Source organism: Pseudomonas sp. B14(2017) (assembly GCF_002113255.1).
Taxonomy (GTDB): Bacteria; Pseudomonadota; Gammaproteobacteria; order Pseudomonadales; family Pseudomonadaceae; genus Aquipseudomonas; species Aquipseudomonas putida_Z.
Map to the genome: position 1 here is coordinate 108,649 of NZ_NEJY01000009.1, position 18,391 is coordinate 127,039.

The window sequence follows — 18,391 nt, forward strand, 5'->3', positions numbered from 1 at the left end:
GTGATCAGGATATTTATCGGCGTGCTGTTCTGCCTGCTGTTCTTCAGCGACTTCGTCGTGTTGACGCTGGGGCTGGGCAGTGTGTTTGCCGGTTGGCGAGAAATGATCAGCCTGCTGATGATCATGTGGCTGCTGCTGCGGGTGCTGGCCAGTGTCACGGCACGTGGCATGGTCAACCTCGAAGTCGGGCGGTGGTTGCTGGTCGTGCTGTTCTTCGTCTTCCTGTATCTGCTGTTCGGCGACCTTAGCGCGTCGTCGGTGCGCATGTTCCGCGCACTGGCCGTGCCGGTGTTCGTCGGCATGGCGGTGGCCATCTGGGCCCACGCGGTGTCGACCGAGAAGAAGCTGCGCCATGTGTACTGGTCGGTGCTGGCGATGAGCGTACTTACCGGCGCGTATGCGTTTTACCAGTACCTGACCATCGTCTCGGCCGAGCAGTTCTGGTACTGGCCGCTGCTTACCGCCAAAGGCTATGAGCTGCAACCCTACAACTCGATGCGTGACGGGCTGCCGCGGGTTTCCGGCTTCTTTACCGGCACGCTGGAGTTTTCTGCGGTAATCCTCAATACCGCAGCCATGACCCTGGCCGTGTTGCTCAGCGGGCGCAACTGGTCGTTGACCCGGCGCCTGCTGCTGAGTGTTGCCTTCCTGCTGCTGTGCGGGCTGATTGTGATCGGTTCGGTGCGTACGGCCATGATCGGCCTGGTGTGCATCTGCTCGATGCTGGTGGCGGCCCGGGTACTGCGTACGGCCTGGCTGATCTCACTGCTGGGCTACCTGCAGTTCGTGGGCCTGACCGTGGCGATTTTCGCCTACCTGTCGATGGGCTACACCGAGGACTTGTCTGCACTGGACCGTGAGCGGCAGTGGCTGCACATGTTTGAGGTGCTTGGCGCGCACCCCATGGGCTATGGCTTTGGCGCGGTAGGCCCGGGCCAGCCGCACTGGTTCGATTCGTTCTGGCTCAACCTGCTGGCCACCTGCGGTCTGGTCGGCCTGCTGATCATGGCCGGGTTGATCCTTTGGTATCACAAGCTGGTGACGATCATCGTCCGGGACAGGCCTCACGGCAGCTCCTGGAAAAACGGCCTGGGCAACTTCGTGATTGCCAGCTATCCGTTCTTCCTGAGCTCGTTCTTTTTCCAGTCCTATACGAACAGTGTTGTCCTCTACATTTTCGCGATCGTGGTGATGGTGATCATTGGTGAAAACAGAAGAACAAAAGTTGAGCCTGGCAGTCCTGATCGTTCTGTATCGGAAAGCTAGCCAGGACTCGATTGCCCTGCAGTCATTGCTCGCGCAGCAGGCTTTACTGCGTGACGAGGGTATCGACCTGCAGCTGTACGTCTGGAACAACTCCCCCGGCGTGGCACAGCCGTGCCCGGGCGTACGCTGGTACGAGGCGGACAACCAGCGGTTGTCGGTGGTCTACAACCAGGTGGCCGAACAGGCGTTTGCCGCCGGGGTCGACCTGTTCATGATCTCGGACGATGACACCAACTACTCGAACATCCGCCTGTCCAGCTGCCTGGCGCAGATCGGCCAGGTACGCCGTGCGCCAGGCGGCGAGCAGGTGGGCGTGTTCATGCCCCGGCTGGTCAGCCATGGGCAACTGGTCAGCCCCGGCAAGCGCTGGCTGTTCATGGGCCGCCTTACCCCCAACGTGGCCGCGGGGCTGGTGGACTCGAAAAACCTGCTGGGCATCAACAGTGGCTTGATCTTCACTCGCGAGTGCTTCCAGCGCATGACGCCTTTCTATGACGAGCGGTTGCGCTTCTATGCTACCGATACCGACTTTTTCATCCGCTACGAGGGTTATTTCCCCAAGGCCTGCGTGCTGGATGTGGAGATTGCCCACGACCTGTCCGAGCACAGTGCCGATACCCCCGAGCGTGCCTTGTTCCGCTTCGAGGAAATGATCCACGGGCTGCGTATCAGCTTCCATTCCCACGGCCTGCTGGAGCGAGGCCTGCTTGACCTGTACCTGGTCTATGCAGCCATTCGCAAAGCGGTGGCCTACCGCCGCCCGGCCTTCGTCAAGGCCTTGTTTACCCAGGTGAGGGCCGTGAAATGATGCATGCCTTGCTCGAAAAGCTGGTGCTGCTGGTTAAAAAGCGCCCATTGGTTGTCGACCGGCGCATCTCGTCGGGCTATCTGCTGGGGCTGTTCGTGACCAAGCTGCTGATGGCCTGCCGCGGCGTGATCCGCCTGCGCCGGCGGCGCCTGGCGTTCATCGGCTCGGGGGTAACCCTGAAGGAAGTGGGCAAGATCGAGTACGGCCCGGGGCTGGTCATTGACCAGGGCTGCTTCGTCGATGCCTTGTCCAATGACGGCATCCGCTTCGGCACCGCCGTGTCGCTGAACAAGCACATCATCATCGAGTGCACCGGCAGCCTGGCCAACATCGGCAAGGGCCTGGTGATTGGCGACAACGTCGGCCTGGGTGCCGGCTGTTTCCTGGGCTGCGCCGGCGGCATCGAGATTGGCAGCGACACCATCATCGGCAACTTCGTCAGCTTCCATTCGGAAAACCACAACTTCGAAGACCCGCTGCAACCCATCCGCCTGCAGGGCGTGACCCGCCAGGGCATCAAGGTGGGCCGCAACTGCTGGATCGGCGCCAAGGTGACCGTACTCGATGGCGCGGTGATCGAAGACGGCTGCGTGTTCGCCGCAGGGGCGGTGGTGGCCGCGGGCGTGTACCGCAAGAATTCGATTTATGGCGGTGTGCCGGCCAAGTTCATCAAGGCGCGCGTAGCGGAAGAAGGGGTGGCATGAAAACGTTGCACTTTGTCCATCTGCTGAATGACTACAGCGGCAGCCCCCGGGTGTTGAACCAGACCATCACCGCGCTACAGCGACATGGCGCCGACTGCACCCTGCATGTGGGCAGCAGCGGCCACGGTGTGCTCGACGAGCTGCAGGTACGCACCTGCAGGTTTGCCTACAAGCGCTTCGACAACCGCTGGCTGACCTTGCTGGCGTATGCCGGCTCGCAGGTGGCGCTGTTCTTCAGTCTGTTGCGCCAGGTGCGGCCGGGGTCGATCGTGCTGGTTAACACCATGCTGCCCTTTGGTGCCGCCCTGGCCGCCCGTTTGCGCGGTGCCAAGGTGGTCTACCACGTGCACGAAACCTCTATCCGGCCTGCGCTGCTCAAGGCGTTCCTGCGCCGGGTGATTGCCGGCTGTGCCAGCAAGGTGGTCTACGTGTCGAAGTACCTGCAGGTACAAGAGGGCGTGGCCGGCGTGCCAGCGGTGACCGTGTACAACGGGCTGGCCGAGGGCTTCCAGCAGCAGGCAATGGCCACGCCGTACCAGCACTTGCACGACGGCAGCTTCAACGTGCTGATGCTGGCGTCGTTGAAGGGCTACAAAGGGGTGGACGAATTTGTCGCCCTGGCCACCGCACTGGCCGCGAACCCTGTGCTGAAGTTCACCCTGGTGCTCAATGCCAGCCCGCAGGAAGTGGATGCCTACTTTGCCGGCAAGGTTCTGCCGCAAAACCTCATGCTCAGCCCGGCCAGTGCCGAGGTGGCGAAGTTCTACCGCAATGCCAGCCTGGTGCTGAACCTGTCCCATGTGGACGGCTGGGTTGAAACCTTTGGCCTGACCATTCTCGAGGCGATGGCTTTCGGCATCCCGACCATAGTGCCCCCGGTAGGCGGCCCGGTCGAACTGGTCAGTGACGGGGTTGAGGGCTACCAGATCGATTCGAAAAACCATGAACAACTGGTGCGCACCGTTGCGCGCCTGTCGCAGGACCCACAGGTGTGCCAGGCACTGTCCGAGTGCGCACGCAGGAAAGCGAGTGAGTTTTCCACTGCCAACTTCCAGAAAAAAATCGTGATGGTGTTTGATGACCTATAAGATTGCAGTGATTGGTACGGTCGGTTTACCCGCTCAATACGGTGGTTGGGAAACACTGACCGAGCAATTGGTGCGCAACCTGCCGGGTGACTGCGAACTCACCGTATATTGCAGTGCGCCCCATTACCCCCAGCGCCCGAAGTTTTTCGAGCGTGCCCGCCTGGTCTACCTGAACCTCAAGGCCAATGGCGTGCAAAGCATTCCGTACGATGTGCTGAGCATGCTGCACGCCTACCGCAAGCATGACCTGATGCTGATTCTGGGTGTTTCCGGCTGCATTGCCCTGCCATTCATGCGCCTGCTGACCCGCAAGCCGATCGTGGTGAACATCGACGGCTATGAATGGAAGCGCGCCAAGTGGTCCAACTTCGCCCGCTGGTTCCTGAAGTTGTCCGAAGCGGTGGCCGTGCGTTTTGCCCACGCGGTCATCACCGACAACAAGGTGTTGCAGGAATACGTGACCGCCGAATACAACAAACCCAGCGAACTGATTGCCTACGGTGGCGACCAGGCCCGGGCCGGCGAGCCAAGCGAGCAAGCCCGCCAGGCTTACCCCTTCCTGGGTGCGCCCTATGCCTTTACGGTGTGCCGCATCGAGCCGGAGAACAACATCCATGTCATTCTCGAAGCCTTCGCCGGCTCTGGCATGCCGCTGGCGATCATCGGCAACTGGAACCACAGCGAATACGGCGTGCAACTGCGCAAGCAATACGAAGGGGTAAGCAACATTCACCTGCTGGACCCGATCTACGACGTGGAGCAACTGAGCCCGCTGCGCAGCAATGCCACGGTGTACCTGCATGGCCACAGCGCCGGCGGCACCAACCCGTCGCTTGTCGAAGCCATGTGGCTGGGCCTGCCGGTGGTGGCCTTCGATGTGTCGTTCAACCGCGCCACCACCGAAGACCAGGCGCTGTACTTTGCCGACAGCACCTCGCTGCGCAACCACGCCCAAGCCCTGTTTGCCGATGAAGGCGCCCGTGCGCAACTGTCGGCGCGCCTGCATGAAATTGCCAACCGCCGTTACCGATGGTCGGTGGTGGCAGACCAGTACCGTAGCGTGTTCACCCGCCTGCTGGGCCGGGCGGGGAGAGGCTGATGGCCGAGCAAGGCAACGGGCAACGGCCAGGTATCCTGGCCACCGGCGGTAGCGGTTTTGTCGGCAAGGTGTTGCTGCAGCGGCTTGCTGCAGACACACGCTGGGCGCCGCGCGCGCTGGTACGGCAAGCGCCTGGCCAGCGGCTGGCGGGCGTCGACTACCGGCCATTCAGCGAACTGGCGGCGGTGGATGTTGCGTCCGGGCATTTCGAGCAGGTCGACACCGTAATCCACCTGGCCTCCCGCGTGCACGTAATGCAGGAAACCGCCGCCGATCCGCTGGCCGAGTTCCGCCGGGTAAACGTGGAAGGTACCCTGAGCCTGGCCCGAGCCGCCGCCCAGGCCGGTGTGCGGCGCTTCATTTTTGTAAGCTCGGTGAAGGTGAACGGCGAAACCACCAACGGCCGCCAGCCGTTCACTGCCGATGAAACCCCTGCGCCTTCGGACCCGTACGGCATCTCCAAGCGCGAAGCCGAAGACGGCCTGCGCCAATTGGCGGCTGAAACCGGGCTGGAAGTGGTGATCGTGCGCCCGGTGCTGGTGTATGGTCCAGGCGTGAAAGCCAACTTCCGCAGCATGATGAACTGGCTGAGCAAAGGTGTGCCGCTGCCATTTGGCGCCATCCACAACAAACGCAGCCTGGTGGCGCTGGACAACCTGGTGGACCTGCTGCTGACCTGCATCGACCACCCGGCCGCCGCCAACCAGACTTTTCTGGCCAGCGATGGCCACGACCTGTCCACCACCGAACTGCTGCAACGGTTGGGCAAGGCGCTGGGCAAGCCAGCCAGGTTGTTGCCCGTGCCCGCCGCCTGGTTGAAGGGCGCGGCCACCTTGGCCGGCAAGGCCGGGCTGGCCCAGCGCCTGTGCGGCTCGCTGCAGGTAGACATTGGCAAAACCCGTGAACTGCTGGGCTGGCAGCCCCCGCTGGATGTCGACCAGGCACTGCGGGCTACGGCACTCAACTTTCTGAAAGAGCAAGACAAATGATGGCATGGTGGCTTATCCCCCTGGTCGCAGGGGCATCCCTGCTTTTGACCGCAGTGCTGCGGCGCTACGCCCTGAACAAGCAGATCATCGACGTGCCCAACGCGCGCAGTTCGCACACCGTGCCCACCCCACGGGGTGGCGGTGTAGCCATTGTGCTGAGCTTTCTTGGCTGCCTGCCGCTGCTGGGCCTGGCGGGCGCTGTGCCGCTGCCGGCACTGGTTGCCATCGGCGGGGCAGGGGCACTGATCGCGGTAATCGGCTTCATGGACGACCACGGCCACATCGCTGCCCGCTGGCGCCTGCTTGGCCACTTCGCCGCGGCCGTCTGGATGCTGTACTGGCTGGGTGGCCTGGCGCCGCTGCAGGTGTTCGGCTTTACCCTGGACCTGCAGTGGTTCGGCTACATCCTGGCCGCGTTCTACAGCGTGTGGATGCTCAACCTGTATAACTTCATGGATGGTATCGACGGCATCGCCAGCGTCGAAGCGGTGACCGCCTGCCTGGGCATGGTGCTGCTCTCGGCCCTGGCCGGTGTGCCACAGTTGATGGCGCTGCCACTGTTGCTGGCCGCGGCCACGCTGGGCTTCCTGTTCTGGAACTTCCCGCCGGCCAGGATCTTCATGGGTGACGCTGGCAGTGGCTTCCTTGGTATCGTGCTGGCAGGCCTGTCGCTGCAGGCGGCCTGGGCCGCGCCGCAGCTGTTCTGGTGCTGGCTGATCCTGTTGGGCGTGTTCGTGGTCGACGCTACCTTCACCCTGATCCGCCGCCTGCTGCGCGGCGACAAGGTGTACGAAGCGCACCGCAGCCACGCCTACCAGTTCGCCTCGCGCCACTATGGCAAGCACCTGCCGGTGACCCTGGCTGTGGCCGGGCTCAACCTGTTCTGGCTGCTGCCGGTGGCCTTGTGTGTGCTGTTGCTGGGCCTGGACGGCGTGTTGGGCGTGATCATCGCCTACCTGCCATTGGCGTTTCTGGCCGTGCGCTGGCGCGCCGGTGAACTCGAACACTAGCTAGAGTGATAGAAAGAAGACGCTAGACATGTCACTTTGCAACACTCTCAGAGGTTCTATGGATAAGCTGCGCTCAAGACTGCTTGGACTACCTCGACGCCACAAACGGCTGATCCAGGTAGCGACCGATGTAATTCTGGTCTGGTTCGCGCTGTGGCTGGCGTTTGTCGTGCGCCTGGGCATCGATGACCTGGCCAACCCTGTCCGTGATCACACCTGGCTGTTCATCACGGCGCCGATCATCTCGATCCCGTTGTTCATCCGCTTTGGTCTTTACCGGGCGGTGATGCGCTATTTCGGCAATGACGCACTGATCGCGATCATCAAGGCGGTGACCCTGTCGGCGCTGATCCTCGGTTTCATCATCTACTGGGCCAGCAACCACCAGAACGTGGTGCCGCGCTCGATCACCTTCAACTACTGGTGGCTGAGCCTGATCATGGTCGGCGGCCTGCGTCTGGCCATGCGCCAGTACTTCCTCGGCGACTGGTTTGCCACTGCCGTGCAGCACGTGCCCTTTGCCAACCGCGACGACGGCCTGCCACGGGTGGCCATCTACGGCGCCGGCTCGGCCGGTAACCAGCTGGTGGCGGCGCTGCGCATGGGCAAGGCCATGCGCCCGGTAGCGTTCATCGACGACGATGCCAGCATCACTGACCGAGTGATCGCCGGCCTGCAGGTGTACCAGCCGGAACAACTGCAACGCATGATCGACGATACCGGCGCCGAAGAAATCCTGCTGGCGCTGCCCTCGGTGAGCCGCAGCCGTCGCCGCGAAATCCTCAACCTGCTGGAAGGCTACCCGCTGCACGTGCGCAGTGTGCCCGGCTTCATGGACCTGGCCAGCGGCCGGGTCAAGGTGGACGACATCCAGGAGGTGGACATTGCCGACCTGCTGGGCCGCGACGCGGTGCCGGCGCAAGGCGACCTGCTACAGCACTGCATCATCGACCAGACGGTCATGGTGACCGGTGCCGGCGGCTCTATCGGCTCCGAGCTGTGCCGCCAGATCCTCGGGCAGACACCGCGCACCCTGCTGTTGTTCGATCACAGCGAATTCAACCTGTACACCATTGCCGGCGAACTGGAGCAGCGCATCATTCGCGAAGGCCTGGCGGTGCAGCTGATCCCCATCCTCGGCTCGGTCCGCGACCAGGCCAAGATGCTCGACGTGATGCGTGCCTGGCAGGTGGACACCGTGTACCACGCCGCTGCCTACAAGCATGTGCCGATTGTCGAGCACAACATTGCCGAAGGCCTGACGAACAACGTGTTCGGCACCCTGTACACCGCCCAGGCGGCGCTGCAGGCCGGCGTTGCCAACTTCGTGCTGATTTCCACCGACAAGGCCGTGCGCCCCACCAACGTGATGGGTAGTACCAAGCGCCTGGCCGAAATGGTGCTGCAGGCCCTTAGCCGTGAGCTGGCGCCGGTACTGATGGGCGAAACCGGCAATGTCTCACAGGTGAACAAGACCCGCTTCACCATGGTGCGTTTCGGCAACGTGCTGGGCTCGTCGGGCTCGGTCATTCCGCTGTTCCACAAGCAGATCAAGGCCGGTGGGCCGCTGACCGTGACCCACCCGAAAATCACCCGCTACTTCATGACCATCCCCGAGGCCGCGCAGCTGGTGATCCAGGCCGGTTCCATGGGGCAGGGCGGCGATGTGTTCGTGCTGGACATGGGTGAACCAGTGAAGATCGTGGAACTGGCGGAAAAGATGATTCACCTGTCCGGCTTCAGCATCCGCTCCGAGCGCAACCCGCTGGGCGACATCGCCATCAACTTCACCGGCCTGCGTCCGGGCGAGAAGTTGTACGAAGAGCTGCTGATCGGCGACAACGTGATTGCCACCCGCCACCCCATGATCATGAGCGCACACGAGGACTACCTGCCCTGGGATGTGCTGAAGCAGCGCCTTGACGCCCTGCGCGCGGCGACTGCGGAAGATGACTTTGCCACCGTGCGACAGCTGCTGCGTGACACCGTAAGCGGCTACGTGCCTGGCGGCGACATTGTGGACTGGCTGTACCAGCGCCGGCGCATGGAGCCCTGAACGCAGCACTTACAAAATGAACGGCGTTGCCGATACAGGAACGCCTACATGAACTTCAAACGCTGTGAAGTTTGAACGCGGGAATTGGGAAGAACTGAACGATGACTATTCTGGTAACTGGTGGTGCGGGCTTCATTGGCGCGAACTTCGTGCTGGACTGGCTGGCCGGCAATGACGAGCCCGTGGTCAACCTCGACAAACTCACCTACGCAGGCAACCTGCAGACCTTGAGCAGCCTGCAGAACGACGCGCGGCACATTTTCGTGCATGGCGACATTGGTGATTCCGCGCTGGTGGAACAGCTGCTGAAAACCCACCAGCCACGCGCCATCGTCAACTTTGCCGCCGAGTCCCACGTCGACCGCTCGATCCACGGCCCGGAAGACTTCATCGAAACCAACATCGTCGGCACCTTCCGCCTGCTGGAGGCCGTACGCGCCTACTGGGGCGGCCTGGATGAGCAATCGCGTCAGGCCTTCCGCTTCCTGCATGTGTCCACCGACGAAGTGTATGGTTCGCTGGCCGCCGATGAACCGGCCTTCACCGAAACCCACCAGTACCAGCCCAACAGCCCGTACTCGGCCAGCAAGGCCGCCAGCGACCACCTGGTGCGCTCGTACCACCACACCTACGGCCTGCCGGTGCTGACCACCAACTGCTCGAACAACTACGGCCCTTACCACTTCCCGGAGAAGCTCATCCCGCTGATGATCGTCAACGCCCTGGCCGGCAAACCGCTGCCGGTATACGGCGACGGCCAGCAGATTCGCGACTGGCTGTACGTCAAGGACCACTGCAGCGCCATCCGCCGCGTGCTGGAAGCCGGCAAGACCGGCGAGGTGTACAACGTGGGCGGCTGGAACGAAAAGCCCAACCTGGAAATCGTCAACCGCGTGTGCGCCCTGCTGGACGAACTGCGCCCCCGCGCCGACGGCAAGCCCTACGCCGAGCAGATCACTTACGTGACCGACCGCCCGGGCCATGACCGCCGCTATGCCATCGACGCCCGCAAGCTCGAGCGCGAACTGGGCTGGAAGCCTGCCGAAACCTTCGAAACCGGCATTCGCAAGACCGTGGCCTGGTACCTCGACAACCAGGAGTGGGTGCAGAACGTACAGTCCGGCAGCTACCGCGACTGGGTCGAGAAGAACTACGCAGGGCGCTCGGCATGAAGATTCTGCTACTGGGCAAGGACGGCCAGGTAGGTTGGGAGCTGCAACGCAGCCTCGCCCCGCTGGGCCAGGTGCTGGCGCTCAATTCCCGCAGCCAGGCACACTGCGGCGACCTGGCCAACCTGCCGGGCCTGGCCGAAACAGTGCGCGCCTACGCCCCCGATGTAATCGTCAACGCCGCCGCCTACACTGCCGTGGACAAGGCGGAAAGCGACCGTGAACAAGCCTTCAAGGTAAACGCCGAAGCCGTCGGCGTGCTGGCCCGCGCCGCCGCCGACTGCGGAGCATTGCTGGTGCATTACTCCACCGATTACGTGTTCCCAGGGCAGGGCACTCAAGCCTGGCGCGAAGACGACAGCGTCGGCCCACTGAATGCCTATGGCGAAAGCAAGCTGGCCGGCGAACAGGCCATCCAGGCCGCCGGTTGCCAGCACCTGATCTTCCGAACCTGCTGGGTGTATGCCGCACGCGGCAACAACTTCGCCAAGACCATGCTGCGCCTGGCTGCGGAACGCGACAGCCTGGGCGTGATCGACGACCAGCACGGCGCCCCGACCGGCGCCGAACTGATCGCCGACATCACCGCCCACGCCATCACCGCCACCCGCCGCGACCCGGCCCTGGCTGGCCTGTATCACCTGGCGGCGGCCGGTGAAACCACCTGGTGCGGCTACGCCCGTTACGTGCTGGAGCAGGCAGCGGCCTTGGGTGTGCCATTGAAAGCCCACGCCGAACAGGTCAACCCGTTGACCACCGACGCCTACCCGACCCCGGCCAAGCGGCCGGCCAACTCGCGTCTGGACACCCATAAACTGCAGCAAGCCTTTGCCCTGAACCTGCCAGACTGGCGCCTGGGTGTGGCTCGCATGCTTACGGAAATACACGAGAAATGACCACTATGAAGCGTAAAGGCATCATTCTGGCGGGCGGGTCGGGTACCCGTCTGCACCCCGCGACCCTGGCTATTTCCAAGCAGCTGCTGCCGGTTTACGACAAGCCGATGATCTACTACCCGTTGACCACCCTGATGCTGGCGGGTATCCAGGACATCCTGATCATCTCGACCCCGCAGGACACCCCGCGTTTCGAGCAACTGCTGGGCGACGGCCACCAGTGGGGCATCAACATCAGCTACGCCGTGCAGGCCTCGCCAGACGGCCTGGCGCAGGCCTTCCTGATTGGTGAAGACTTCATTGGCAACGACCTGTCGGCACTGGTGCTGGGCGACAACATCTATTACGGCCACGACTTCCAGCAACTGCTGCGCAACGCCATGGATCGCGACGAAGGCGCCAGCGTGTTCGCCTACCACGTGCACGACCCCGAGCGTTACGGCGTGGTCGAGTTCGATGAGAAGGGCAAGGCGATCAGCCTGGAGGAGAAACCGACCAAGCCGAAGTCCAGTTATGCCGTGACCGGGTTGTACTTCTACGACAAGGACGTGGTCGAGATTGCCAAAGGCATCAAGCCATCTGCGCGGGGTGAGCTGGAGATTACCGATTTGAACCGGGTGTACCTGGAGCAGAACCGGTTGTCGGTGGAGATCATGGGGCGCGGGTATGCCTGGCTGGATACCGGGACGCATGACTCGTTGCTCGAGGCTAGTGGGTATATCGCGACCATTGAACGGCGGCAGGGGTTGAAGGTGGCTTGTCCGGAAGAGGTGGCGTACAGGCAGGGGTGGATTGGGGCGGAGCAGTTGCTGAAGTTGGCGGAGCCGTTGGCTAAGAATGGGTATGGGCAGTATTTGAAGAGGTTGGTGGGGGATAGGGTTTATTGAATTATATGCAGATGTCTTGAGTGGAAAAACCCTCCGTTAATTGCTCCAAGCTAGTGACAGAGCGCTTAATAATTCAGCAGGACGTGTATCTCCATGGCTTCTGGCCTTCGTAGTCGCCAATGGTAATTGCCTTATGCATGGCCAAGCCATGCATAAGGCTGAAACGACTACTCGCTTAAGTGATCCAAAGACCTTACGGTGCATTTACAAGAAATTCTTTCGCCTAGAGAATCCTGATAGAAGGCCATAATGCTCAACTCTCCTGGCGTGTCAGGAATAGAGAAACGAGCACTTTGTGACGCTTGGTACCAACGAACGTCATGTTTGTTTCCATCTACTAGCAAATAGAATGCGAAGCTCCCGCTCTCGTACATTCTTCCATTCATTACCAATGAGCAGTGCGCAAAAATCCCATCTTCCGACTTCCTGGCAGTAGCGGTAATCGTTGCTCCTTCAGAAATAAGCAGCGAATCCTTCTGGGTAGGCTCTTCGGGTACAGATTTAATGGCGTTGTTTGCAGATGTTATTGAATTCAGTTGCGAGAGGGCTTCTTTGTAGTATCGCTCGCAATAGTGAAAGGGGGATATTCCCCAGCGGTGATGTTCGTCTGATGCGAAAAGTTGAGGTGGGAAGTGCAGAAATTGATTTTTGTGTAACTTTTTTTCCAGTTCACCATACATCCAATCCAACTCTCGATTGGCTTTTTCAATCGCATCTAAAGAAACTGGGAAAGTCGTCTCGCTTGAGTTCTCAAAGTGTGAGGCCCAATGTACCTTGTTGACGATGACGCGGTCGAGTTTCTTATGCTGTTCTAGGATCTCGAGGAACTTGTGCATTCCTTGAATCCATAGCGCTCGGCGCTCAGATGAGCCGGGCTTAATTAGTCTAAAGCCATTGGCGCTGCCGTCAGTCAGCAGGCCGCTCTCAACTAGCTCACTAGATTTTGTAATTATTTGTCCGGATGGTAGGGCGACAAGGTCGAATCTCTCATCGATTAGATCGATTAGTATTAGATCGGCGTTGTGGAACGCATCTGTATTTGTGAGGATTTGCTTGGAAAAATCGTACGCAACCATGCGCCGTCTGAATGCAGACGGTATACGGTTGAGTGCCTCCTCATTTTCGTATGCAGCACTGCATAGCGAAGCCATGGAAGACCTTGCGAAGTAATCGGTTAACTTAAATACTCGGCTGTCTTCTAGGTTGAATATATCTCTAGATACACAGCTACCGTAAATCATCAAGTTCTTGATCACTATCTTCTTCAGCCTTCTCTATTCTAGCTTCACATAAATGGATGCGGGTCCTGTTCCGTCAGGCCTCTCACCTAGTTACAGTTCGCTTCGCGCCCAATAATGTGGAGGCAGCTTGGCGATCTCCAAGATGTCGCTTACCGGTAACTGAGCTTTCATTATCCATAGACGGCATTAGGAATGCAACGCGAGCTCCACGATCAGGAAGCATCCCGATTGGGCTTCTGGGCGGGCATAAGGGCTCAGCCAGAATTGGATCCGATATCTTGGTAGAAAGTTTTTGAACTAATTTGGTATAAGGTTGTCGCGCCGCCCGACCTTGGTTCACGGCCATGTTTGACGGAAATGCGGACATACACGGCCGAATTTGAAGGGGCTGTGTTTTGAAAAAAGCTGTTATCTGAGAGGTTGTACTCCCGCTACGAAGGTGCTCATGGCGGGAGTATTAAAAAATCCAACGTAAGCTGATCTTTGAGAAAGATACTGATTATTGCTGCTTTTCCTGCCAGTAAATGCTGACTACGGCCGGTGTTTTGTCGTTGATCACAACGCCGATGGTAGGAGCATCTTTTTTTATGTAGTGAGTTTTCAGGGCTGTCGACGCAGGATTTTGCTGTTCGGAGGCAATATAACCCAGCGCGCGGAAGTGTTCGTTTACTTTCGCTTTGGCGGCGTCTTGTGCGAGCGTAAGCTGAACTTCAAAGCTTTTTAATGTACCGTTTTCAATAGGTTTGCTAGTGTTCTTAGTCATGTTGCCTTCTAGGGTCAACTTTTCACCCGTAGGAAGCTGAATGTCAACGCCTTTTTCTTCATTGCAGCCGCCCAAAGCGAGTAGGCAGGACAAAACTGCAATGCAGGTGGTTCTTTTCATATTAAACTGTAAGCCTAGGACTGTTGGTGTGTAAGTGTAAAGATTTATTCTAGAAAATTGCGGTTGGTTACTATTCTGTCTGCTCAAACTCCGCATGCTTTGGTGATGTTCTGAGTAAATCGAGGGCCATCTCTTTTTTGATAGATGTCCGTGAATATCTTTGTATGAATTCACTTCTGGCAGTCGGACGAAACTCTAGGCTTCTGAAGGACTTTATTGCGCCTTCGATATCGCATGGGTTGAATACAGCCGTATTCTGAATGTATCTACTGGCAAAGCGGCCAGGGTAGCCTGACAGGCCCGCCAATATAGGTTTTTGCGTGGCTGCATATTCGAATAGCTTTGAGGGCAGGACGCGACGGAAAGCTTTCATGTAATTCAGATGCAGGAATAGAGCATCTGCTTCGCGATAAAGTCGAAGTAAAGAGTCACGTTTCATCGGCGGAGCTAGATAGACGTTGCTGACTTTTTCGCGCTCAAGTGCCTTTTCGAGTAGGCTAATTGCGCCGCCGGAGCCAATGATATGGAAGTCTGCTTCGTGTTCTAGGTGTTTGGCCAGTTGCGGCACTATCAAGTGCAAACCTTGGCCGGCACCAATATTCCCCGCATATACAATTTTCAGTCGGCGTGGTTGTGCTGAGGCGCTTTGCGTCGCAATTGCCGCAGGGGGAGGTGTCAGGAAAAGCTCATCGATTCCGTTGGTGTACAGCGTAAACGCTTTTTCTGGGTAGCGTTTGGTAAAATACGGGATAAAACCAGGTGAAATAAGATTCACTTTGGCGGCTTGCCGGATAGTGATAGCTTCTACTGATGAAAAAACAAAGGAGGCTATTTTCCCAAGTGTCGGCGGAAGCACCCCTTGCAAGGTGTCAACAAAAATATCCCTGATATCCAGGTACAGTTTCGTGCCTGTTCTACGGGAGATGTAGGCGCCCAGTGAGGCTGTCATCAACCGCGACGATGTCGCGAATACCAGATCGTAGCGCTTGTGTTTTACTGCTTTGCACACTTGCATGGCAAAACTGCCAAATGAAAATGCTTGGTCTATGAAACCGCTTTTATGTGTGGGTACAGTAAGACGCCGAACAGTCAGGCTAGGTAATTGCTCATAGCTAGAGGCATTGGCTTTGAAGGTGTGGTATCGATTAGGTTGTGTGGTGATGACGTCGATTTCTACGTGGTCACCAACATTATCCAGGAGCGCTTTTACCAATGCTTCTGCACGGAAAGACCCTGCCGACAAATCCGGAGGATAGTAAAAGCTCAAAAAGAGAATTCGAGTTTTCACGGTCGGATTACCTGGCCTGAGCAGGGGTAAGTAGTACCCGCTCATAAAGATCGATCAGGCACTTTTCCTGAGTTTCCCAGTTCAAATTCCGTGCTGTACGCTTTGCGTTGTTCGAGAAACGTTCGCAAAGGTCCCGATCATTCAGAAGTTTCACAATCGCGTCGATCAGTGCCTGCTCATCGTTTGCAGGCACCAGAATGCCGATTTCATTGTTTCTGACGATTTTGCGTATTTCGGGGAAGTCGGTAGCGATCACTGGCAACCCAGCGATCACATACTCGAAGAGTTTGTTCGAGTCGGTCGTGTAATGGTTGAGGCAGGTGTTCTCAATGGGCTGTAACCCAATGTCTGCAGATGCCGTATAGGCAGGAAGCTCAGCCAAGGCTACAGTCGGGATAAAGTGGACTTTATGCCGTATATTTAACTTCTCTGCTAGTTCCATGAGGGGCTGAGTCAATCGGCCTCCACCAATTAACACAAAATAGCAATCAGACACATGCTGAGCACAGCGGACTAGTTTTTCCAAGCCGCGTCCTTGCTGCAAACCGCCCTGATAAACAACGATTGGCCACGACTCAACCAGCCCCAGTTCATCTCTGATTTTATTGGAGCGAGGACTCTCGACAAGTCTAGGGCGGTTTTGCAAAACCAACGGCCGTTCTACCCCATAAGCCCTCGCGAAGTATTTGGCGCGTGCGTCAGTCGTAGTGATGGTACCGTTGGCAGATGGCATCAACCATTTCTCAACGAAACCCACAACCTTTCTCAGGCTTTTGTAGCCTTCTCGACTGGTGCTGATTTCATGTGCGTCGTATACAAGCTTGGAACGGGACAGCTTTGCGGCCATCCACGCAGTGGGAAGAGTATTCACATCATGAGAATGAACAACGGGGGCGCGGTACTCAAGCATCTTGAGGAGCAATGCAAAGTGCGTCCATCCGCGCGCGATGGCCCTGAGTAAAAGCAGCTTCAGGCTGGGCTTGATAGGGGAGGGAGCTGATGCCTTACCAGCGGCTTTGGTGGCAAGCCGTACGTTCTTATTGCGAAGTTTCCATAGAGGGGAGCGTGCTACCCGCACTACTTCGATACCGTCTGGCAGTACCGTGTGCTCTTGTGTAACGCCAGGGGTGTGCAGTGCGAATACCCTTACCTTGTATCCCGCGCGTTGCAGCGTCTGAGCCTCCTTCATCACGCGCGCGTCGTTCAGGAACTCGTTCCAGACAATCATGGATACTTTTGTCATTGCGTCGCGCCCTCTACAGCTGCGGGTGAATCGAAAATTTCAATGCAGTTGACGATGTCGGGTGTCAATGCAAGAGCTGCCGAATATTCTTTACGGATGATATTTTTTTCAAGCATGTACATCAGGGCTGCCAGCCAGACCTTTTGAGGGGCCGCGGAAGCGAGCACCTGACGTTGAACTGTGGAGTTCAATATCTCGAAAAGTGCTTCTTTCTGGGTAACAGGCCAGCTACAACCAATCGCTTCTATTCGCCAGTTGCTCCAATGGCTGATGACAAAACCAGATGAAGGTGAAGATAGAATTGTACTGTTGGTCATGTCCAAAGGTACGATCTGTCGGGGAAGCGCGGCGAGATGGCTGGTGATGGTTGGTAAGTTTTCGATGATACGCTCGACGTTACGCGTGTCATCCTCACTGATGCATGCCAAACGCAGCGAGTTGATTGTGCTTTCATCAAGGCGCTGCTCAAGGTACAAGCGTGTACGCGTAAACTGCGCAATCAAGTCTGCAGAAGGCTCGAGTAATATGAGCCTCTGAGCAATCGCAAGGACACCCTCGCCAATTTTTCGGCCGCCGATTAATTTTTCAGCATCTTGGAATTCATAGACATGGCAGTCAATGTCGCTGACTCGATAGTGGCCAATAAATGGCAGGCCGGGTAGGCCGGATTGGGTAAGAAGTAGCGTCCGCTCCTGCAATGCAGAGGACGAAATATTACTGCCAAACACCTTCACCAGCAATGTATTGGGATTGTCCTGTCCATCAAGCTGTAGTGTAAACGAGTAAATATCGGCAAGCCCCATCTGATGCCAGTGCATCTGGTAGCTTTCGACTGCGCCCAAGTGTAGTTTTTCGAGAAGTGACTTTACCCACTTCTCTCTATTGTCTACATTCAGAATGTATTCTAGGCCGTTGCTCTGTGCGCGAACCTCAATGAGTGGTTGGGACTGATAGAACAATGCATTCACTTGTCGGTGTTGAATGCGTAGTCCGATGATGTCAAGAATCATGCTTGCCAGTCTTTGCAGACCTTGTCGCATGATAAGCACAGCAATAACTGCATTGAAGACCTTGGTGTGCTGGGAGTACAAGTAGTCAGTAACGAGGAAAAAGAAGCTTAATAGAAAGCCGGTCGCGGCTAAGGCATTGAGAATCGCTCCGTAGTGCTGATGGAAGCGCTCTCGGACTTTTTTAACGTGATTGTACGTCAGAATGCAGATGCTACCTGCGATGAATAAGTAGGAGAATATAGCTACCAACAAACTAGGATATACATAAAGCAGCGTCAGCGCGCTGAGGCTGAAAAAGCCTGCCCCGGCCATGGCGCGGTTAAAGCGTGAGTAGGCGTTGGTAGCAAATTTGTCCTGGTTCTCAAACAAATTCAGTTTCGAGGTTCGCGCTAGAAGCGTTCGGGTTCCTTTGCGACAAAGCAGAGCTGTAACCAGTTCTAAGATCAAGTAGGCTATGTAGCAAAGTGCTGCAGCAGCTGACAGCGCATAGATCAGATGATCCTTGTCCAGCGTATGCAATATGGACGGAAAATAGGCAGGGGTTTTTTCTGATCCCAGCAGGATGATGACCTTGAGAGGCAGGAAAAAGGCCAGAAGAAGAAGTATCTGGCTGGCCAGTGTGCTGATCTGCACTAAGACCGTAATTATCGGTACGACTCGGACGAATTTTACGCCCAAGGAAATGCACCAACCGATAGTATCTTTGATCTGTTGCTGGAGTTTCATATCAAGCCGAAACCGTACGCGCAAATAG

16 protein-coding genes are annotated in these 18,391 nt (G+C 57.7%); 11 read left to right on the forward strand and 5 right to left on the reverse strand.

Annotation, left to right across the window (positions count from 1 at the left end; genetic code table 11):
* The 11 genes from CAG34_RS11250 to rfbA all read left to right on the forward strand — a co-directional run bounded on the left by CAG34_RS11250 (position 1) and on the right by rfbA (position 11,972).
* On the forward strand, positions 1–1,266 hold the full coding sequence (locus CAG34_RS11250; RefSeq protein ID WP_170929315.1) for a hypothetical protein: 1,266 nt from the start codon (positions 1–3) through the stop codon (positions 1,264–1,266).
* Positions 1,226–2,074: a hypothetical protein gene (locus CAG34_RS11255; RefSeq protein ID WP_085590012.1), complete on the forward strand. Its 849-nt coding sequence runs from the start codon at positions 1,226–1,228 to the stop codon at positions 2,072–2,074. The genes CAG34_RS11250 and CAG34_RS11255 overlap by 41 nt, the downstream gene beginning before the upstream one ends.
* Entirely contained in the window at positions 2,071–2,778 is a 708-nt protein-coding gene (locus CAG34_RS11260) for an acyltransferase (protein ID WP_046615532.1), read from the forward strand. The genes CAG34_RS11255 and CAG34_RS11260 overlap by 4 nt, the downstream gene beginning before the upstream one ends.
* Complete coding sequence (locus CAG34_RS11265; protein ID WP_085590014.1) at positions 2,775–3,866, forward strand: glycosyltransferase family 4 protein; 1,092 nt, start codon at positions 2,775–2,777, stop codon at positions 3,864–3,866. The genes CAG34_RS11260 and CAG34_RS11265 overlap by 4 nt, the downstream gene beginning before the upstream one ends.
* Positions 3,856–4,965 (forward strand): DUF1972 domain-containing protein, encoded by a 1,110-nt coding sequence (locus CAG34_RS11270; protein ID WP_085590016.1) that lies wholly within the window; start codon positions 3,856–3,858, stop codon positions 4,963–4,965. The genes CAG34_RS11265 and CAG34_RS11270 overlap by 11 nt, the downstream gene beginning before the upstream one ends.
* Positions 4,965–5,954, forward strand: a complete 990-nt coding sequence (locus tag CAG34_RS11275; protein ID WP_085590018.1) for an SDR family oxidoreductase — start codon at positions 4,965–4,967, stop codon at positions 5,952–5,954. The genes CAG34_RS11270 and CAG34_RS11275 overlap by 1 nt, the downstream gene beginning before the upstream one ends.
* The gene (locus CAG34_RS11280; protein ID WP_085590021.1) at positions 5,951–6,964 is read left to right on the forward strand and encodes a glycosyltransferase family 4 protein; all 1,014 of its coding nucleotides are present in this window, start codon (positions 5,951–5,953) and stop codon (positions 6,962–6,964) included. The genes CAG34_RS11275 and CAG34_RS11280 overlap by 4 nt, the downstream gene beginning before the upstream one ends.
* Before the next feature lie 58 nt (positions 6,965–7,022).
* Positions 7,023–9,020: a nucleoside-diphosphate sugar epimerase/dehydratase gene (locus CAG34_RS11285; protein WP_085590023.1), complete on the forward strand. Its 1,998-nt coding sequence runs from the start codon at positions 7,023–7,025 to the stop codon at positions 9,018–9,020.
* 101 nt (positions 9,021–9,121) lie between these two features.
* The gene (gene rfbB, locus CAG34_RS11290) at positions 9,122–10,192 is read left to right on the forward strand and encodes a dTDP-glucose 4,6-dehydratase (RefSeq protein ID WP_085590025.1); all 1,071 of its coding nucleotides are present in this window, start codon (positions 9,122–9,124) and stop codon (positions 10,190–10,192) included.
* Entirely contained in the window at positions 10,189–11,085 is an 897-nt protein-coding gene (gene rfbD / locus CAG34_RS11295; protein WP_061550844.1) for a dTDP-4-dehydrorhamnose reductase, read from the forward strand. The genes rfbB and rfbD overlap by 4 nt, the downstream gene beginning before the upstream one ends.
* 5 nt (positions 11,086–11,090) lie before the next feature.
* Positions 11,091–11,972: a glucose-1-phosphate thymidylyltransferase RfbA gene (rfbA, locus tag CAG34_RS11300; RefSeq protein WP_085590156.1), complete on the forward strand. Its 882-nt coding sequence runs from the start codon at positions 11,091–11,093 to the stop codon at positions 11,970–11,972.
* A gap of 167 nt (positions 11,973–12,139) precedes the next feature.
* Here rfbA and CAG34_RS11305 read toward each other — a convergent pair whose 3' ends face one another.
* The 5 genes from CAG34_RS11305 to CAG34_RS11325 form a co-directional block, all read right to left on the reverse strand.
* Entirely contained in the window at positions 12,140–13,228 is a 1,089-nt protein-coding gene (locus CAG34_RS11305; RefSeq protein ID WP_085590028.1) for a DUF6270 domain-containing protein, read from the reverse strand.
* Positions 13,229–13,712: 484 nt separating this feature from the next.
* Positions 13,713–14,096: a hypothetical protein gene (locus CAG34_RS11310; protein ID WP_143516457.1), complete on the reverse strand. Its 384-nt coding sequence runs from the start codon at positions 14,094–14,096 to the stop codon at positions 13,713–13,715.
* A 70-nt stretch (positions 14,097–14,166) separates the two neighbouring features.
* On the reverse strand, positions 14,167–15,384 hold the full coding sequence (locus CAG34_RS11315; protein ID WP_085590158.1) for a glycosyltransferase family 4 protein: 1,218 nt from the start codon (positions 15,382–15,384) through the stop codon (positions 14,167–14,169).
* A 7-nt stretch (positions 15,385–15,391) separates the two neighbouring features.
* Entirely contained in the window at positions 15,392–16,627 is a 1,236-nt protein-coding gene (locus tag CAG34_RS11320) for a glycosyltransferase family 4 protein (RefSeq protein ID WP_085590033.1), read from the reverse strand.
* Positions 16,624–18,363, reverse strand: coding sequence for a hypothetical protein (locus CAG34_RS11325; RefSeq protein ID WP_143516459.1), 1,740 nt, complete (start codon positions 18,361–18,363; stop codon positions 16,624–16,626). The genes CAG34_RS11320 and CAG34_RS11325 overlap by 4 nt, the downstream gene beginning before the upstream one ends.
* Between the last annotated feature and the right edge of the window lie 28 nt (positions 18,364–18,391).